The 18,262-nt window shown below is 47.9% G+C and carries 16 protein-coding genes; 2 read left to right on the top strand and 14 right to left on the bottom strand.

What is annotated here, in order from left to right:
• Positions 1-364 precede the first annotated feature (364 nt).
• From L1285_RS07025 to yceD, 10 genes are all read right to left on the bottom strand, one after another.
• Positions 365-2,227, bottom strand: coding sequence for a DUF885 domain-containing protein (locus L1285_RS07025; protein WP_235411517.1), 1,863 nt, complete (start codon positions 2,225-2,227; stop codon positions 365-367).
• A 114-nt stretch (positions 2,228-2,341) separates the two neighbouring features.
• Complete coding sequence (gene mltG, locus L1285_RS07020) at positions 2,342-3,352, bottom strand: endolytic transglycosylase MltG (RefSeq protein ID WP_442960481.1); 1,011 nt, start codon at positions 3,350-3,352, stop codon at positions 2,342-2,344.
• Positions 3,352-4,119: an aminodeoxychorismate lyase gene (gene pabC / locus L1285_RS07015; RefSeq protein ID WP_235411513.1), complete on the bottom strand. Its 768-nt coding sequence runs from the start codon at positions 4,117-4,119 to the stop codon at positions 3,352-3,354. The genes mltG and pabC overlap by 1 nt, the downstream gene beginning before the upstream one ends.
• Positions 4,120-4,233: 114 nt before the next feature.
• Positions 4,234-5,472, bottom strand: coding sequence for a beta-ketoacyl-ACP synthase II (gene fabF / locus L1285_RS07010; RefSeq protein WP_235411511.1), 1,239 nt, complete (start codon positions 5,470-5,472; stop codon positions 4,234-4,236).
• Between the two features lie 83 nt (positions 5,473-5,555).
• Positions 5,556-5,792: an acyl carrier protein gene (gene acpP, locus L1285_RS07005; RefSeq protein ID WP_010374019.1), complete on the bottom strand. Its 237-nt coding sequence runs from the start codon at positions 5,790-5,792 to the stop codon at positions 5,556-5,558.
• A gap of 209 nt (positions 5,793-6,001) precedes the next feature.
• Entirely contained in the window at positions 6,002-6,748 is a 747-nt protein-coding gene (gene fabG, locus L1285_RS07000; protein ID WP_046005929.1) for a 3-oxoacyl-ACP reductase FabG, read from the bottom strand.
• A gap of 15 nt (positions 6,749-6,763) precedes the next feature.
• Positions 6,764-7,690, bottom strand: a complete 927-nt coding sequence (gene fabD / locus L1285_RS06995; protein ID WP_235411508.1) for an ACP S-malonyltransferase — start codon at positions 7,688-7,690, stop codon at positions 6,764-6,766.
• A gap of 59 nt (positions 7,691-7,749) precedes the next feature.
• Positions 7,750-8,793: a phosphate acyltransferase PlsX gene (gene plsX, locus L1285_RS06990; RefSeq protein ID WP_235411507.1), complete on the bottom strand. Its 1,044-nt coding sequence runs from the start codon at positions 8,791-8,793 to the stop codon at positions 7,750-7,752.
• An 11-nt stretch (positions 8,794-8,804) separates the two neighbouring features.
• Entirely contained in the window at positions 8,805-8,975 is a 171-nt protein-coding gene (gene rpmF / locus L1285_RS06985) for a 50S ribosomal protein L32 (protein ID WP_010382129.1), read from the bottom strand.
• 11 nt (positions 8,976-8,986) lie between these two features.
• On the bottom strand, positions 8,987-9,511 hold the full coding sequence (gene yceD / locus L1285_RS06980; protein WP_046005926.1) for a 23S rRNA accumulation protein YceD: 525 nt from the start codon (positions 9,509-9,511) through the stop codon (positions 8,987-8,989).
• A gap of 120 nt (positions 9,512-9,631) precedes the next feature.
• On the opposite strand from yceD, the gene L1285_RS06975 reads away from it, so the two are divergent.
• On the top strand, positions 9,632-10,219 hold the full coding sequence (locus L1285_RS06975; RefSeq protein ID WP_235411505.1) for a Maf family protein: 588 nt from the start codon (positions 9,632-9,634) through the stop codon (positions 10,217-10,219).
• On the opposite strand, the gene L1285_RS06970 is transcribed toward L1285_RS06975, so the two are convergent.
• Positions 10,181-10,849, bottom strand: a complete 669-nt coding sequence (locus tag L1285_RS06970; protein WP_235411503.1) for an HAD-IIIA family hydrolase — start codon at positions 10,847-10,849, stop codon at positions 10,181-10,183. The two genes, L1285_RS06975 and L1285_RS06970, sit on opposite strands and share 39 nt — an antisense overlap.
• Positions 10,839-11,801: a 23S rRNA pseudouridine(955/2504/2580) synthase RluC gene (rluC, locus tag L1285_RS06965; RefSeq protein WP_235411502.1), complete on the bottom strand. Its 963-nt coding sequence runs from the start codon at positions 11,799-11,801 to the stop codon at positions 10,839-10,841. Before rluC ends, L1285_RS06970 begins: the two co-directional genes overlap by 11 nt.
• A gap of 511 nt (positions 11,802-12,312) precedes the next feature.
• Between rluC and rne the strand changes: the two genes are divergently transcribed.
• On the top strand, positions 12,313-15,693 hold the full coding sequence (rne, locus tag L1285_RS06960) for a ribonuclease E (protein WP_235411500.1): 3,381 nt from the start codon (positions 12,313-12,315) through the stop codon (positions 15,691-15,693).
• 465 nt (positions 15,694-16,158) lie between these two features.
• On the opposite strand, the gene L1285_RS06955 is transcribed toward rne, so the two are convergent.
• The gene (locus L1285_RS06955; RefSeq protein WP_235411498.1) at positions 16,159-17,472 is read right to left on the bottom strand and encodes a transglycosylase SLT domain-containing protein; all 1,314 of its coding nucleotides are present in this window, start codon (positions 17,470-17,472) and stop codon (positions 16,159-16,161) included.
• Positions 17,473-17,523: 51 nt separating this feature from the next.
• On the bottom strand, positions 17,524-18,102 hold the full coding sequence (locus tag L1285_RS06950) for an LPP20 family lipoprotein (protein WP_235411496.1): 579 nt from the start codon (positions 18,100-18,102) through the stop codon (positions 17,524-17,526).
• Positions 18,103-18,262: the final 160 nt, after the last annotated feature.

Raw genomic sequence — 18,262 nt, 5'->3', positions numbered from 1 at the left:
CAGACCTAATCACCCTACAGTGAATTTATATTGTATACAATATTTTTTATTCGCTAGAATTTGGAGTTGATTTGAGTAGGTGCTTTTTAGGACGATCAGAGCATCGACACATAGCCTGTATTTCATTTGAAAGGCGGGCGCGTCCGTTCGTATCAATTTCCCGGGCAGAAATGAAATAACGTATAGATATTTAAAATAAAAAGTGGCTTGCTGACGTTTCCTGGAGGAGGTTATGAGCTTATAGTCAAGAGGTTCCAACCGAGCTTAATGCTTTAATACTTCGGGTAATAAAAAACACTCGATATTTCCTAAAGCAGTACTAGCAGGCGTTATAAAAAGGTGGCTATACAGCCACCTCTTAAAGTTAACTTTGTGATGCAACCCAGCGGTCGACGTCGTCTTCCACAATCGCCAGCGGTCTGGCACCTTTGAGTAAGATCACATCATGGAACGCTTTGATGTCAAACTTATCGCCCAACGCCTTACGAGCTTTATCGCGCAGCTCAACGAGCTTAATCATACCCAGCTTGTATCCCAGCGCCTGACCAGGCCAGGCGATATAGCGATCAATGGCCGCTGTGACATCGCTCATTGCCGATCCCGTCGCTTCAGCGAAATATTCAATCGCTTGCTGACGTGTCCATTGTTTATAGTGCAGTCCGGTGTCGACCACCAGACGCGCAGCCCGATAGGCTTCTGCCTGCAAGCGACCCAAATCACCAAACGGATCGTTCTCGTACATTCCCATTTCATAGGCGACTAACTCTGAATACAGTGCCCAGCCCTCAATATAGCCGTTGAACGAGGCATTCTGACGCATCAGACCAATGTCTGTCTGCAGCATGTTGAGCGCAATCTGGAAATGGTGTCCAGGCACGGCTTCGTGATAGGTCAGTGTTTTCATACCAAAGCTGGGGACGGCCTTCATATCTTTAAGGTTAATAGCAAATACCCCGGGACGACTGCCATCCAGAGAAGGCGCGCTGTAATAGCCACCCGGTGCACCGGCTTCAACTTCTTTAGGAATACGGCGTACTTCTACTTCTTGCGGCGGCAGAGTTGAAAAGTACTGTGGTGCTTTTTTATTGATGGTCTCAATTTCTCCACGCAAGAAAGTCAGCAATGCTTCACGGCCCGCGTCACTGTCTTCGTATAAAAAGCGAGGTTCATCATTTAGCTGCTTCATACGATCGCCCACAGAGCCAGTGGTATAACCATTTTCACGCAGGATCTCGTCCATCCGTTCGGTGATCCGCTTAACTTCAGCAAGTCCAATATCGTGGATCTGCTGTGCACTGAGGTCCGAATCAGCCAGATAGGTAATTTCATGCTGGTAAAAAGCTTCACCACCTGGTTGCGCCCAGATCCCGACTTTTTCAGGGGCTTTTGCCTGTAACACTTTGAGATCGGCAATCACACGCTGGTATGCGGGGTAAATCTTTTTATCAACCAATGCTGTAGCCGCATCAACGAGCTCAGTGCGCTGTGCGTCAGAGATAGAGGCAACTTGTGATAACCTGGCATCAAATGAAGTAACCAATGGGTGTTTCTCGCCCGCATGCGCGGTAAAGTTATTCAGGTATCCAAAGGTATTCGGGAACAGGACCTTGGGCAGGATGATACCCTTTTCAGCATCATCCGCCAGCTTACCCCGGACCTGATCGGTCAGAGCTGCAAACGCTTCCAGCCTGGTCAGATAGTTTTGCGCATCCTGCAGATTTTCAACGCTATGCTGATCCTTAAGCAGGTTTGGAATATCCACCAGAGGCCCGGAAAGCTGATTAACAATGTAAGGTAAGTGGCCACCCCAGGTATCTATATAACCGCCGCTAAATTGGGCATCGCCGGCATAATAACGCGCCAGCACTTCGTTCACACGCAAGTGTAAACGATCATCTTCACTCATCTTGTGCGCTTGCAGGCGTTTTAGTTTTTCTGCCGCATTATTCATATCAATTTGCAACGCCTGCATACCCGATGCTGAGTAGTCTGGCAGCCTGTCGGCATAACTGCCGTATTGATCGGCGGATAGCTTTAATGAGGTTGCCAATGCGGGCTGATGATTAATAAAGGTTTGTGTATAGGCGTCAACTTGCTTGTCAATATCAGCGCGTGACAATGGCGCAGCAGCAGTCGCTGCTGAGTCGGCCTGATTGACCCGGCTTTCCTGAGCACAGCCCGACAGAGCAATCGCTACTGCAAGCGTGAGCGCGTTCAACTTATTCATTACAGAGCTCCAGTTTTTATTCTGTGTGTAGTGTATATTGCTGGTATATCATATTTGTCTACAATATACAGCCGCTTGCGACCACTCGTTGCGCCGCGTAGATAGTTGGCTTATTCAGCCATTTTGTTTATTCAGTATATAGCGCTGCACCGCCTGATTGTGCTCTCGTAAAGACTTTGAGAAATAATGGCTGCCATCCCCTTTTGAGACAAAATACAGATAATCCGTTTGTGCCGGCTGAGTGGCTGCTTTAATCGCAGCGAACGACGGCATGGCGATGGGTGTCGGAGGTAACCCCTTAATTCGATATGTGTTGTAAGGTGTATGTTCGCGTAAATCACGGCGCTTGATGTCGCCGTCAAAACGCTCACCCAGACCATAAATAACCGTCGGGTCCGTTTGTAATCGCATCTTGCGGTTCAGGCGGTTTACAAAGACAGATGCAATGATCGGACGCTCTTGTGCTTTACCTGTTTCTTTCTCGATGATGGATGCCAGGATCAGCGCCTCATAAGCTGAGCTGATAGGCAAGTCGGCCGCCCTTTGTTGCCATGCGGATGCCAGCTGCTGATGCATACGCTCGCTGGCACGTTTTATCAGGGCAGATGCATTACTGTACGCATGGTAATGATAGGTTTCGGGATATAACCAGCCTTCCGGATGAAAAGCCTGCTGAGCGGACAACCCTGCTGTATCAAGGCGCATGTGCTTTGCAATGTCCGCTTCGTTCAGGTCAAAGTGAATAAAGGGTGCATCTTTGAGGTTTGTCAGTACCTGTTTAAAGGTTTGCCCTTCAATAATGGTGAACATGAAATCGGCCTGCGCCCCGGCACTTAGCTTTGATAGCGCATCGAGTACACTCAGACCTTGTAATTCGTATACACCCGCTTTGACTTTGACTCGCTCCGGAAACACTTTGCCGTAAACCTGATAAGGCAAGCAGCTGTCTACCCAGCCCAGGCGTTGCCAGCGCTGGCAAATGGCCAAAAAGCTGTCTCCCCGCTTCACCTCAAAATAGTGGGCATCGCTACGAAGTGGTGCATCCTTAAACTCTGAAATGGTGTGCGTGGCTGCCAGTACAACAATGACCAATCCCAACAGCACAAGTAAAATCAGCTTTTTAATCATGATCTAACAACAAGCTCCTTTGCCCAGGCATGCGCCTTTTCCAGGTTGAAACAATGATTATTAATCTGACGTACCGGTACCAAATCCATCAGGCTGTTACACAGATAAACAGCGTCAGCCACATAAACAGACTCCAGACTCAGAGAAGTTGTTTGAATGGTGTTATGCTGTTGCAGGCTTGAGAGAAAAACGCCCTGGATCCCACAGAGAGATAAATCGGGCGTATACCAGTGCTTATCTTTATAGATCAGAATATTGGCTGCCGAACTTTCGATGACCTGGCCGTGTAAATCCAGCACAAGGACGTCATCCGCAGCTTTATGGGCGGCATTTTGTTTAATGAGCACCTGCTCAAGGCGGTTGAGTGTTTTCAGTCCGGCCAACACAGGTTGATGACCCAAACGGACATCGGACAAGGCCAGAGTCACGCCCTCATCACGCCAGCGCGCATAATGAGCCGGATATGGCGATAGCGACACCAGCGTTGTAACATGAGGCTCCTCTGGCAAGCCATAACCCCTGCCGCCTTCTCCTCGAGTGATCACCACTTTGAGCACGCCCTGAGCCACTTCCCTTGACGCACACTCGCATTGCTCTGTCAGCGCACTGTAGTCTATCTCTGGGAAATACAAAGCATTTGCACACTGCGCCAGGCGTTTTAAATGGCCTTCCCAGCGCTCCAATTTACCAGCTGAAATTTTAACCGTTGTAAAAAAGCCATCGCCATAGTTAAGGCCGCGATCCCGGCTGCTTACCTGCTGCATTCGTCTTTACCACTTCAAATTGATTGCGCCAACTGTATCATATCTGCCATTTAGACGGTGCCATATGGACATAAAAAAACCCGGCATTGCCGGGTTTTTATACTAAGTTAACTATCAGACTTTCTTAAACAACAGTGAGCCGTTTGTGCCGCCGAACCCAAATGAGTTACATAGCGCATAGTCTAACTTAGCATCACGTGCCGTGTGAGGTACGTAATCAAGGTCGCACCCTTCATCCGGATTATCCAGGTTGATGGTCGGCGTGACCTTTTGGTGCTGTAGTGACAAAATACTGATGATAGACTCTACAGAGCCTGCAGCACCTAATAAGTGACCCATCATAGACTTAGATGAGCTCACCATCACATCTTTCGCAGCATCGCCGAAAATAGACTTAACGGCTGAAGTTTCTGCCTTATCACCTGCAGATGTTGATGTACCATGTGCATTGATGTAGCCAACCTGCTCGGCGTTAACACCGGCATCCTGTAAGGCATTTTCCATCGCCAGTGCAGCACCTGCGCCATCTTCTGGCGGTGACGTCATGTGATAAGCATCGCCACTCATACCAAAGCCAACCAGCTCTGCGTAGATTTTCGCGCCACGTGCTTTCGCGTGCTCGTATTCTTCCAGCACGATCACCCCTGCACCATCGGCCAGCACAAAACCGTCACGATCTTTATCCCAAGGGCGCGACGCCGCTTGTGGATCATCATTGCGTGTCGATAGAGCACGCGCCGCACTAAAGCCACCCATACCAATTGGCGTAGACGCTTTTTCTGCGCCACCGGCAACCATCGCATCCGCATCGCCGTAGGCTATCATACGTGCCGCATGGCCGATGTTATGCAGGCCTGTCGTACATGCCGTCACAATAGAAATGTTAGGGCCTTGCAGGCCGTGCATAATAGACAGGTGACCTGAGATCATATTGATGATGGTCGAAGGCACATAAAAAGGAGACAGCTTGCGAGGGCCGCTATTCAGTAGCTTGACATGGTTTTCTTCAATCAGCGTCAGGCCCCCGATCCCAGAACCCACAGCGACACCAACGCGCTTGGCATTTTGTTCTGTGATTTCCAACCCGGAATCTTTAAGCGCCTGTACGCCCGCCGCGATGCCGTACTGAATGAACAAGTCCATTTTCTTGGCATCTTTCTTTGACATGTATTGAGTCTCGTCAAAATCATTGACCAGACCCGCAAATTTGGTACCGAACTGAGTTGTGTCAAAGTGTGTGATATTGCGAATACCACTTCGGCCTTCTAACAAGCCCTGCCAGGTTGACTCGACGTCATTACCCAGCGGCGTCAACATACCTAAGCCAGTTACTACGACTCGACGTTTAGCCACGGTTTCCTCCAAAAGGGATTTTCGAAATGATGGGGGGATAAATGATCAGGGCAGCGAATGCTGCCCTAATTTAAAACCGTTAATTACTCAGCGTGAGCAGTAACGTAATCGATCGCTGCCTGAACAGTAGTGATTTTCTCAGCTTCTTCATCAGGGATCTCAGTGTCGAACTCTTCTTCCAGAGCCATTACCAGCTCAACAGTGTCAAGAGAGTCAGCACCCAGATCGTCTACGAAAGACGCTTCTGATTTTACTTCTTCTTCTTTAACACCTAGTTGCTCAACGATGATTTTTTTTACGCGTTCTTGGATGTCGCTCATTCTTCTTTCCTTTATTTAAACGCTATCGCGTTAATTTCAGATTGCGGCGTAGTTTACGGCGCATCATACTGTGATTCAAGGATTGACCATGACTTTTTTTTCTGGTCAAACCTGTTACTAAATATTTTGTACTTTTATCGCCTATTTTAATAGCAATTTCAAGTAAGATTGCCGCAAGATCACAAAAAATTAAACCTCGCGAGCAATTGTTACACCATATACATAGCGCCGTTTACGTGTAAAGTTTCGCCAGATACATAAGCACCAGCATCAGATGCGAGATAAACTGCTGCTGCTGCGATTTCTTCCGGCTTACCAAGGCGCCCTGCCGGCACGTTCGCGAGCGTTGCCGCCTTTTGCTCGTCAGTTAGCTCATCAGTCATGTCTGTTTGGATAAAGCCAGGTGCAATCACGTTAACGGTAATACCACGTGATGCCACTTCTCGGGCCATCGATTTTGAAAAACCAATCACACCTGCTTTAGCAGCTGCATAGTTCGCCTGACCCGCATTACCCATTGTGCCAACCACAGAGCCAATATTAATGATACGGCCTGATTTTTTCTTCATCATAGGACGCAAAACTGCCTTAGACAAACGGAAAATTGAACTCAGGTTAGTATCAAGGATCTCATCCCACTCTTGATCTTTCATGCGCATCAACAAGTTATCACGGGTAATACCCGCATTGTTAACCAACACATCCACATCACCCAGGTCTTGCTTAATTGCCTGAAGCGTTGCTTCAATCGATTCTGCGTCAGTTACATTAAGCTTGTAACCTTTACCATTTTCGCCCAGATAGTCAGAAATTTTTTCTGCACCCGATTCGCTTGTTGCAGTACCTGCTACCTTTGCACCTTGTGCTACCATCGCATTTGCAATAGCCTTACCAATACCACGGCTTGCGCCTGTAACAAGTACCACTTTACCTGTTAAATCAAATAGGTTTGTCATATTCAATTCCGTCATTTACTTAGCAGACGTGATTGCTGCCGTATCATTGACGGCGCTACACGCTACAGATTTATCAATTCGTTTAACCAGGCCAGTGATAACTTTACCCGGGCCAAATTCGTAAGCCTGAGTGATCCCTTCTTTCGCCAATTGCTGTACCGTCTCAGTCCAACGCACGGGGCTATATAGCTGACGAATCAGGGCATCTTTAATTGCATCACCACTTTGCTGCGCAACTACGTCGACATTATTGATCACTGGAAAGTTGGGTGCTGAAAACTCGATCTCGGCAAGGTCTGCTGCAAGTTGCTCGGCCGCAGGTTTCATTAACGCGCAGTGAGAAGGCACGCTTACAGCCAACGGCAGTGCACGCTTCGCTCCCGCCTCTTTACAGGCTTCTGATGCACGCTCTACTGCTTCTTTGTGACCAGCAATGACCACCTGGCCTGGAGAGTTGAAATTAACCGGCGCCACAACTTGCTGCTCTGATTGTTCTTCACAGATCTTCGCAATGGTCTCGTCATCCAGACCGATAATTGCGGCCATTGATCCAGTGCCTGCCGGTACTGCCTGTTGCATATACAAGCCACGCTTTTCAACCAGTTTAACGGCCGTAGACAGGTCAAGCACGCCTGCACACACCAGGGCGGAATATTCACCCAAACTGTGTCCCGCTAATACCAGTTCAGCGTCTACCTGTTCGGTTTGCCATTGTCGGAAAATCGCCACACTGGCAGTCAACAGTGCAGGCTGGGTGCGGTGTGTTTCATTTAGCTCGCTTTCAGGACCATCTAAAACGAGTTTTGCCAGGTCATAACCCAGTGCTGCAGAGGCCTCTGCAAAGGTATCCTGAACAACTTTGGAAGTTTCTAATAATTCCGCCAACATGCCAACGCTCTGAGAGCCCTGGCCTGGAAATAGTAAAGCAATCTTTTGTGACATAGTGTGCTCTTATGATTTCTGTATTCTGCCATTTCCTTAGCCACACTATTTGGATGAAACTAGGATCTGACAGATGTCTCTTCAATCGGCGCCATTTCTTCAAAGGCCGCCTGGATTTTATCTGGAATACGTCTATCGACCTCTCTGGCCGCTTCTTCAATCGCGGCCATAAAAGCCTTCTTCGACGCATTTCCGTGACTTTTCACTACAATACCGCGCAATCCTACCAGACTTGCGCCATTATACTGGTCGGGGTTCACACGTTTATACAGTTTTTTTATGACGGGCCTGAGTAAAAACGCCAGACAGCGGTAAAAAAGGTGCTTTTTCAACGCTTTTGTAAACTTAAACATGATAAGTTTGGCAATTCCTTCGCAGGTTTTCAATGCGACGTTACCAACAAAACCCTCACACACAATGACGTCTGACTTACCTGAAAATATATCACTCCCTTCGCAATAGCCCTGATAATTGATGGCGGAACAGCCTTGCATCAATCTGGCAGCTTGCTTTATCCCATCGTGCCCTTTTATGTCTTCAAGCCCGATGTTGAGCAGGTGAACTTTAGGTTTGTCCAGTTTCAGTGCAGCACCTGCGACAATGGAACCCATAATGGCAAACTGTAATAAGGTTTCGGGATCGCACTGTATGTTAGCACCAAGGTCCAGCAAATAAACGGGTTGTTTTTTTTCTGTTGGTACAGAAGTGATTAAAGCGGGCCTTTTGATACCGGGCAGCATTTTCAGAACGTAGTGCGCCATACTCAATAGTGCGCCAGTATTACCGGAACTGACACATGCTTGCGCCTGGCCTGACTTAACCAGGTCCAGTGCCACTCGCATGGAGGAATTTCGTTTGTTGCGCAATGCCTGAGCCGGATCACACGTATTGGTGACAACTTCATCGCAATGCTTAACGATTAAACGTGGATGTGACAGGGCGTTGGCTTTTTCGAGCGCACTTTCAAGAACGGTTCGGTTGCCACAGAGCAACAAAATTAAGCGGGGGTGTTTTTCGACTGCAGCGAGCGCGGCAGGTATAGATGAACGGGGGCCGTAATCGCCCCCCATCATATCTAACGCTATGGTTAGATCAGCGTGCATAAAGCAATCTCTTACTTAGAAATTACTTTTTCGCCTTTGTAGTAACCGTCAGCAGTTACGTGGTGACGACGGTGAGTCTCACCAGAAACTTGATCTACAGTTAGTGTAGGACCGTTAATAGCATCGTGTGAACGACGCATGCCACGACGTGAACGTGACACTTTACTTTTTTGTACCGCCATTAGCCTATCTCCTAAGAATCTTTCTTAAGTTGTTTTAAAATTTCAAATGGATTTGGTTTACTCTCTTGTTCTTCTATATCACCAAAGCTAACTGGCTTATCAGAAAAAGAACAAGATGCTTCTGTATGCTTAGGAACGATTGGGATCGCCAGTATCAACTCATCTTCGACAATTTGCCGCAGATTAATTTCACCTTCTTCATCCAACTCCACAACATCATAACACTCAGGGAGTTCTTCCGACTCTGTACCGAATCCGACTGGCGAATACGCAAAGTCTTGTTCCAAATCCAACCCTAATTCATCGTTACAACGCTGACACAGCACGGTGACTTTGGCTTGCACGTTTCCACGTACCACAACCAAACCTTGCTGGTCTGTTTCGCAACGAATAGTTACCGCTATTTCACCTACTTGATCTTGCACAACTTGCTGCAAACGAGAAAGTTCTTCAAGCGCTATCACACCGTCATAACTGGCCCGGCGCTGTGCCGCTTTGCAAGGATCAATGGTGATGGGAATTTTCACCTTTTGCATAGGGGCTGCATCATATAGATAGTTAATGCTTTAGTCAAAGCAAAATTAAACTTTCATATTGTTTTTAACCACGTTGTGATTATCCTATGGAGAATTTACTACAACGCAGTGACGGTACTTATGAAATCACCACTTATATTAGCCTCTAGCTCACCATTTCGACAGCAAATTTTAGCAAAATTGTGCCTGCCATTTGACAGCTTTTCTCCCGACATTGATGAATCAGTTTTACCTCAAGAGACGCCTGCCGAGCTGGTTGCCAGATTAAGTGAAAGCAAAGCGCGTGTCGCGCATCAGAATTATAGCAGTGGATTGGTCATTGGCTCAGATCAGGTCGCTTTATTTGACGGCCAGATCCTTGGCAAACCTCACACGGTGGAAAACGCCCATGCGCAGCTCAAACAATTCAGCGGTCAGGTGGTCACTTTTCTCACCGGGCTATGCGTCTATGAGCTCGAAACGCAGCGAGCCGTAACTAAAGTCGTGCCGTTTAAAGTGCATTTTCGTCGGTTAACAGACGCTCAGATTGAGCAATATGTCGCAAAGGAGCTGCCGCTTAACTGTGCAGGGAGTTTTAAAAGTGAAGGACTGGGTATTTGCCTGTTCGATAAACTTGAGGGAGACGATCCCAATACATTAATTGGGCTCCCTCTGATTGAACTGACTAAATCACTGGGCGAATTCGGCGTCGATGTACTCGGACAATAGGAAGTCACTCAGCTGAGCATAACTATGGCACAATGCCAGTGGCGCGTAGGCCTTGAGCTGCGCTTCGCTGGCAGCACCAAAGGTGACAGCGATAGCGGGTACTTTAGCATTGCTTGCCAGCGCCATATCAATCCCCGTATCGCCTACCATAATAGCCTCTTCAGGAGACACATCCAGCTCGTTTAGGATCTGCAGCAGCATATCCGGATCGGGTTTTGACTTTGCGTCATCCGCTGTTTTAGTGACATTAAAGTAGTCACTCAAACCACTGTGCGCCAGCAAATTATCCAGGCCAGCACGACTTTTGCCAGTCGCAACAGCAAGTAAGGTCCCTTGAGCCTTCAATTCAGCAAGCAGTGCTGCAACTCCCTCAAACACGATGATGGGCGTTGTGTCTTCTTTATATAGACGTTTATACGTCAATGCTAAATCAGCCGCCTTATCTTGTTGCTCTGGGAACAAAGTTGCCATGGCCTTCTCAAGTGACAAACCTATGATTGACTTGGCTGCCTCATTTGAAATGGGCTCAAGCCCATGACATGCCGTTACCTTATGAAGGGTATTAACAATTTTAGGCACAGTGTCCATGACCGTACCATCCCAATCGAAAATAACCAGTTTATATGCCATGGGTACCTCTTAGTGTTTTAAGGCAGTGCTCCAGCGCTTTGTCCAGCGGTGCTTCAACATGAAGCGTAGTCTCATGCTTAGGATGGATAAATCTGAGCTCACGGGCATGCAAAAACAAGCGACCCAGGCCGAGCTGGCGCATTTGGCTGTCAAACACCTGATCGCCATACTTATCATCACACGCTATTGGGTGACCTTTGCACTGGGTGTGCACACGGATCTGGTGGGTGCGTCCCGTGACAGGCGATGCCTGAACCAAAGTCGCACCATTGAAGCGCTCCAGTACCCGAAAACGCGTATGCGACGCTTTGCCTTCTTCGTGATCAACTCGCACCACGCGCTCGCCGGATTGCAGGGTGTTTTTGCGCAGCGGCTCAGTGACATTTTTATGCTTTGCAGACCACTCACCACACACCAGTGCCCAGTAATTCTTTTCCATGGTTTTTTCTCTGAGCTGTTCGTGCAACCCTTTGAGAATGGAGCGACGTTTTGAGATCAATAAACAGCCGGAGGTATCACGATCGAGACGGTGTACTAGCTCCAGATTTCTTTCTTCCGGGCGCAATGCACGAATTGCTTCAATCAGCCCATAGCTCAGACCGCTACCGCCGTGCACCGCCATACCAGATGGCTTATTCATGACAATCAGATACTTATCCTCATACAGAATCGCATCTTCAAGCCCGGCTACTTTGTCCAGATTTTTCGGTACAAACTCTGACTTCTCTGCCACTTTAATCGGCGGAATACGCACTTCGTCGTTCAGTTGCAGCTTATAAACCGGCTTGACCCGCTTTTTGTTAACCCTGACCTCCCCTTTGCGAAGAATTTTGTAGATTGCACTCTTTGGTACCCCCTTGAGGTGGGTAAGCAAAAAGTTATCTATGCGCTGACCGAGTTGGTCTTCTGTTATGGTTACAAAACTTACCTTTAAGCCGGTTTTTTCTGACATTGCCTAATCACTGAATTGAGTAATAATTTAGTTGCTATCACGGAGGTATTAGTGGGATAATCGGCCCGCCTATCTTTGCGAGCGTGCTTTTTATCGCATTGATGCCGCTGTGATGCACATCTTGGGTGGAGGATCATACAGATTAGAGCTGAGATTTCCACAGCTTTATCGACCCGGCCCAGTGACAAATACGTGCGTTTAATCTGAAATGAAGCGTGTAATAGTTCATTGTACTGATTAAACACAGCTAAATAACCGAAATTAAAAGCAATAATTATTAATGTCTTGTGTAGTTTAGTCGGGATATGTTTAGGCCCGTGCGACATCCGTAAGTTGAGTAAAACACTCAGTAACCCGCCACTTAAAAAGCAGTGTGGCATAAGCGTTACATGCGGAAGTAAATGATTGTTCCCGTCTCCCAGTCGTGAGACTGCATTATAAAAATAGGAACACTAAACACCTGAACTAGCGTGCACAGGCAAAGTGTAAAAAAATTAAGTAGAGTAAAAATATGAAACGTATGCTGATCAATGCGACGCAGCAAGAAGAAATGCGCGTTGCACTGGTTGACGGCCAGCGTCTGTACGATCTTGATATCGAAAGCCCTGGTCATGAACAGAAAAAAGCTAATATTTACAAAGGTAAAATCACTCGTATAGAACCTTCCCTAGAAGCCGCTTTTGTTGATTATGGTGCTGAGCGCCACGGTTTCCTCCCTCTCAAAGAAATAGCCAAAACATACTTCCCATCAGGTTATACCTTCAACGGTCGTCCAAACATCAAAGATGTGATCAAAGAAGGTCAGGAAGTCATTGTTCAGGTTGATAAAGAGGAACGAGGCCAAAAAGGTGCGGCACTGACCACTTTTATCAGTGTTGCCGGTAGCTACCTGGTACTGATGCCAAATAACCCTCGGGCAGGTGGTATTTCTCGCCGTATCGAAGGTGATGAGCGTATCGAACTAAAAGAAGCACTGAGCCGCCTGAATCTACCTAAAGGCATGGGTCTGATCGTACGTACAGCGGGTGTGGGTAAGTCTTTTGAAGAATTAGAGTATGACCTGAAAGCCTTGCTGGTACACTGGGAAGCTATCCAAAATGCTGCGGACAGCGGCAAAGCACCTTTCTTAATCCACCAGGAAAGTAACGTTATCTTCCGTGCTATCCGCGACTATTTGCGCCGCGATATCGGTGAGATCCTGATTGATAAAGCCCGTGTATTCGAAGAAGCGAAAGCCCATATTGAGCGCTTCCGCCCAGACTTTATTAACCGCGTTAAGTTGTACCAGAACGACGTTCCGCTGTTCACGCACTACCAAATCGAAAGCCAGATCGAATCAGCTTTCCAGCGTGAAGTGCGTTTGCCTTCTGGCGGTTCAATCGTCATTGATCCAACTGAAGCACTGACCTCTATTGATATCAACTCCTCTAAGGCAACCAAAGGGGGTGATATTGAAGAAACGGCACTCAACACCAACCTCGAAGCGGCAGACGAAATTGCTCGTCAACTACGTTTGCGTGACCTGGGTGGTCTGATAGTGATCGACTTCATAGATATGACGCCACCGCGTCACCAGCGTGAAGTAGAAAACCGCTTGAAAGATGCAGTACGTGCCGACCGCGCCCGCGTACAAATTGGTAAAATTTCACGCTTCGGTCTGCTAGAAATGTCACGCCAGCGCTTGCGCCCTTCACTGGGTGAAGCCAGCCAGCATTCTTGTCCTCGTTGTGACGGCCAGGGCACGATCCGTTCAAACGAATCGATTGCTTTGTCTATCCTGCGTCTAATCGAAGAAGAAGCGATTAAAGAAAACACGGCTCAGGTTAACGCACAGGTACCTGTAAAAGTGGGCTCTTACCTGCTTAACGAAAAGCGCCGTGCGGTTCAGCGCATTGAAAAGCGCCATAACTGTGACGTTGTGATCATTCCTAACCAGCATATGGAAACACCACATTATGATGTGGTTCGTCTGCGCAAAGACGATGTGCCAGAGAGTGTGAGCTACGAGCAGGTTGTTACCCCTGAAATTGAAGAGATAGCCGCACCTATCGCTGCACCAGTGGTAAAAGAAGAGCCGGTTCTTAAAGGCGTTGCAATGCCAACTGCACCAGCGCCAGCACCTGCAGCAGCGCCACAAGCTGCACAAACAGCCAAGCGGCCAGAGACTCAAAACAAAGCACAAGAGGAAGCGGGCCTGCTAAGCCGCATCGGAACTTGGCTGAAAGGCCTGTTTGGTGGTGAGGAAGAGCAAAAAGAGGAAGAGCAACCTAAGCAGCAACCTCGACAGCGCCAGGACAATCGTCGTCGTAACCAGCAACGTCGCAAAAACCGTAACCGTAATGACCGTCGTAACGATGGTCGTAACGATGGTCGTAACGATGGTCGTAACGATGGTCGTAACGAAAACCGCAGCGATGAGCGTAACGACAGCCGTAAAACTGAGTTAGACAATAACGACAGCAAGACACGCAAAGATGAACGTAACGACAACCAGGAACGCAGCGAAGGCCGTAACAAGCGCCGTCGTCAGAACCAGCGTCGTCGCAACGATTCAGATAAAGCAAAGCAAAGTGCAGAGCCAGTTACTGAACAAAAGCAAGACAATACTGAAAACGCAACTCAGGAGAAAGCGAATAAGCCACGTCGCCAGCGCCGCAACCTGAAAAAGAAAGTACGTATTGAGGGTGAAGTAAAAGCCTCTCAGGCCAAAGATGAGAGCGCTAAAACGCAACCTGAGTATGCACAGACTCCAGAGCAGCAGCCTGAGCCAGTAACTGAGCAAAGCAATGACGCTACCGTCAAAGCCGCTGCCCCGCGAGAAGCCGTGGAGCAAGTGCAAACAGCAGATGCACCGGCTGATGAAGTGGTAACACAGGCTCAAGCATTGAACCAGAATAATGCGCAAGGTGAAGAGGCAAGCGAAGAGGACAAAGAGCAGCGAGAGCAACCTCGTACTCGTTCACGTCGTTCGCCGCGCCACCTGAGAGCAGCAGGCCAAAAGCGTAAACGCAACGACAATAAGGATGCAACACCAGCGTTTGTACCTGTTGCTGATCAGGCTGCCGCTGAGTTTGAAGCTGAGCTAAACGCTACAGCAAAAACATCAGACTCAGAGCCACAGCAAGTGGCGAGTGAAACTGAAGCGCCTGTTGTAGGCGCGCCAGTAGCGGAGCAAGTGGAATCATCGGTTGCTAAAGCGCCTGCTACAGAGCAAGTGGAAGCACCTGCTGCTGAAACACCAGCTACAGAGCAAGTAGAAGCGCCTGCTGCTGAAGCACCAGCTACAGAGCAAGAGGAAGCGCCTGCTGCTGAAGCGCCTGCTACAGAGCAAGTGGAAGCACCTACTGCTGAAGCGCCTGCTACAGAGCAAGTGGAAGTAGCTACTGCTGAAGCACCTGTGACAGAGCAAGTAGAAGCAACTGCTGATGAAGCGCCTGCTACAGAGCAAGTGGAAGTAGCTACTGCTGAAGCACCTGTGACAGAGCAAGTAGAAGCACCTGCTGATGAAGCACCTGCTGATGAAGCGCCTGCTACTGAGCAAGTAGAAGCAACTGCTGATGAAGCGCCTGCTACAGAGCAAGTGGAAGCACCTACTGCTGAAGCGCCAGCTACAGAGCAAGTAGAAGTAGCTCCTGTTGTTGAAGCGCAGGAAGTTCCTGTAACTGCAACTCCTGCCGAGCAAGTTGTATCGGGCCGGGCACGTTATCAATACGGCGCCGAAGCGCCAATGACAAAAGCAGCAGCTGATAACAGTGCAGAGATTGCTATTACTGTCTCGGTAATGCCAGACTCAATGCGTGAAAAGGTCAGTGACAGTGGTCAGGGTTCTGGCTCTAAGTCGCCAACAGCACGAGCCAGCTCAGCCATGGCATCGCCAGCAAGCTACGAATAAGCGTTGCGTAACCACTTAAAAGGGCCGCCCAAGCGGCCCTTTTTGATCCTCCCTAAAGTCCCCATGAACGCTGAAAGTTCATAGCGCATACTCAGTCAACCAATGTTAAATCAAGCTCAGAAAAAAGCACCGTACATTCATCCGCTCGCCTCAATAGCTTTAGTTCCTATGCACAAGGTTCAAGATGATGGGAGCCACCCGCTTGTTTAAACAGTCAGCAAGGCAGGAATATCTCGCTGCTAAACAAGTAAACTTTGCTGTTTTGCACCTATTGACTAGACCTATGCCCAATAAATATCAGAGGTTTTCTGCTTAGATATGGCTTTCAGGTAAATGGTGATGGGTATCAGGTGGCAGCGATCAGCCAGGAGCGCAAAGAATTGCATCAGGCTGGTCATTCGATAAAAGAGAAGCGCAATGAGCCGGGAATACCAGCTCTGTTCGAACTGTTATTCCCGTGAGGAATTAAATATAGAGTTTTTCAGTCGCCAGTACTTTTTTCAGATAACGGCGCGTTTCGTTGTAAGGCAAACCCTGCTGCAATGCCTCTAGCACACGCTCAGGAGACAATGAGTTAATCACCCTCGCCGCACGCTTGATATTGCGAGAGCCGTCAGCATTAAACACACTCGCGACATTACCAGCACCCGTATTATACGCAGCAATCATGCAGTACTTACGGCTCAAGGGATCCTTAATCGCACTCAGATAACGATCATTGAGCAAGTGTAGGTAGGCTGTGCCGGCCTCGATGTTATTATCAACAACATACAAATAAGGCGGACTCATTGGCTCATCCAGCTTGTGCAGGAAGCGATTAACATCAACCCCCGCGCTGGTAGGCACGATTTGCATTAAGCCAAATGCCGGAATATGTGATTTTGCTAACGGATTAAAGTGGCTTTCTGTATGCATAACCGCCAGTACCAGACTGGGTTCTATTTCAAAACGCTCACTTTGCTTTGCTATCTGGCCTTGGTACTGGGCTGCACGTTTATGTGCCAGGCCATTTTTCGGCATTTTAATCCGGACCTGGGTGACCTGCTGAGGCTCAGTCTTTGAGATTTGTTTAACAGATTTGGTCAGGTTTTTAATGCGCTTGGTAGCTAGTTGATCCAGCTCCGTCTTTTTGGTTGTAAGCTGCTTGCTCGCGGCTTCAACTACTTGCGGATCAGACTCCAGCGCCAGTGCTTCGTCGGCTTGTTGTTCTGCGAGCTTCTTCTGCTCCTGAGTTTGCTGCTTGATCTGGGCTTTTGCCGCTATAATGGACTTTACACGAAGTCCATTATCTATCGCAACTTGTTTGCGCTCACTCACGCCATCGTCCAGAGCACCGCCACTGAGAAATGAATGAAACAGCTCATCTTCAGATTGTTTAAATCTCTCAATCGCCTGTGAAACCTGCTCATCCGAGACATGAGAGCCGGCATGATGCCGTACACTGAGTACGATTTCATTGTTTTCAAAATCGACCTCCAGGCGCTCCCGGTTATCCTCAGAATAACTAACAAACTGGCTTTGGTCAGAAACCTTCGCTTCTCCCCACTGTTGGATCAGTTGGTCACGAAACGCATCGAACTCCTCAAAATGTGCCTCAACATAGTCATTAAATTCTTGTAAATGCTGCGCCTTATAGCGCTCAAATTCCGTTTGTTCCTGGGCGCTGTTGTCATAGGTTTGCATTGCCGCTTCCAGCTCATTAAATAAACTGGATGTACTGGCAACCGCTGCCGCGGCGGCAAACTGAGATGCAATCGTCAATGCAAGTATGGTTTTCACAGCCCACTCCTATCAATGAATAGCGCACCTTTCGGTGCGCTAACGAGTCGATTAATTGGTTAATCTGGCGATTTCTTTTTCCAGATCTTTTTCTGCTTTAAATGCCTTGAACTCCTGATACAGGAACTGCTCATCTTGCGGATTAATTTGTTTCTTGCTCTCTTTCACCAGGTCTTTAAACAGACTTTTTGTCAGTGCCGGTGATAATGTCGTCAGTGCACAGAAATAATCTTTGCCGCCAATTTCAACGACGTCGGCTTTAATCACGCGAGAGCCATTAAGCGTTTGCTTTGTTAGCTGCTTTGAAACTGAGCTAAACGTCGCGCCCACTGTGGTTTCTTCGTTCGCATCGGTACGGTTAGCAAAGGTTTTGTCTAGCCCTTCAATGCGTGTTTCAATCTGTTGAGCTAACGCCAGTCTTGCGTTAGCCACTGCCATTTTCTGGTCAATCGAGATGTTTCCAGAGAACTTCACACAATCGGCAGCTGCGATGCCATTTTCAACAGCCGGGTTCAAAACCCAGTCTGGTATATTTATCTTCGACTCAGAGGCAGTTTTTTCTCCAGTCGAGCTACAGGCTGTTAACATCCCTGCCACGAGCATAGTAGTAATAAGCGGTTTGATCTTCATGATATTGTCCTTCGAGCTATTGATTGCTAAGCGATGAATTAAATTTAACAAAAGCCAGATTGCTTTACAGTAATAAATTGTAAGAACGATTTCTTACAATATTCAGCTTCAAAAAAAGCAAAATAATCTTTAAGTTAGTGCAAATATATCCAACTTTTTT

Source organism: Pseudoalteromonas sp. DL2-H2.2 (assembly GCF_021532535.1).
GTDB classification, from domain to species: Bacteria; Pseudomonadota; Gammaproteobacteria; order Enterobacterales; family Alteromonadaceae; genus Pseudoalteromonas; species Pseudoalteromonas rubra_A.
The sequence above is the reverse complement of the archived record's forward strand: the minus strand, read 5'-3'. Positions and strand labels throughout refer to the sequence as shown.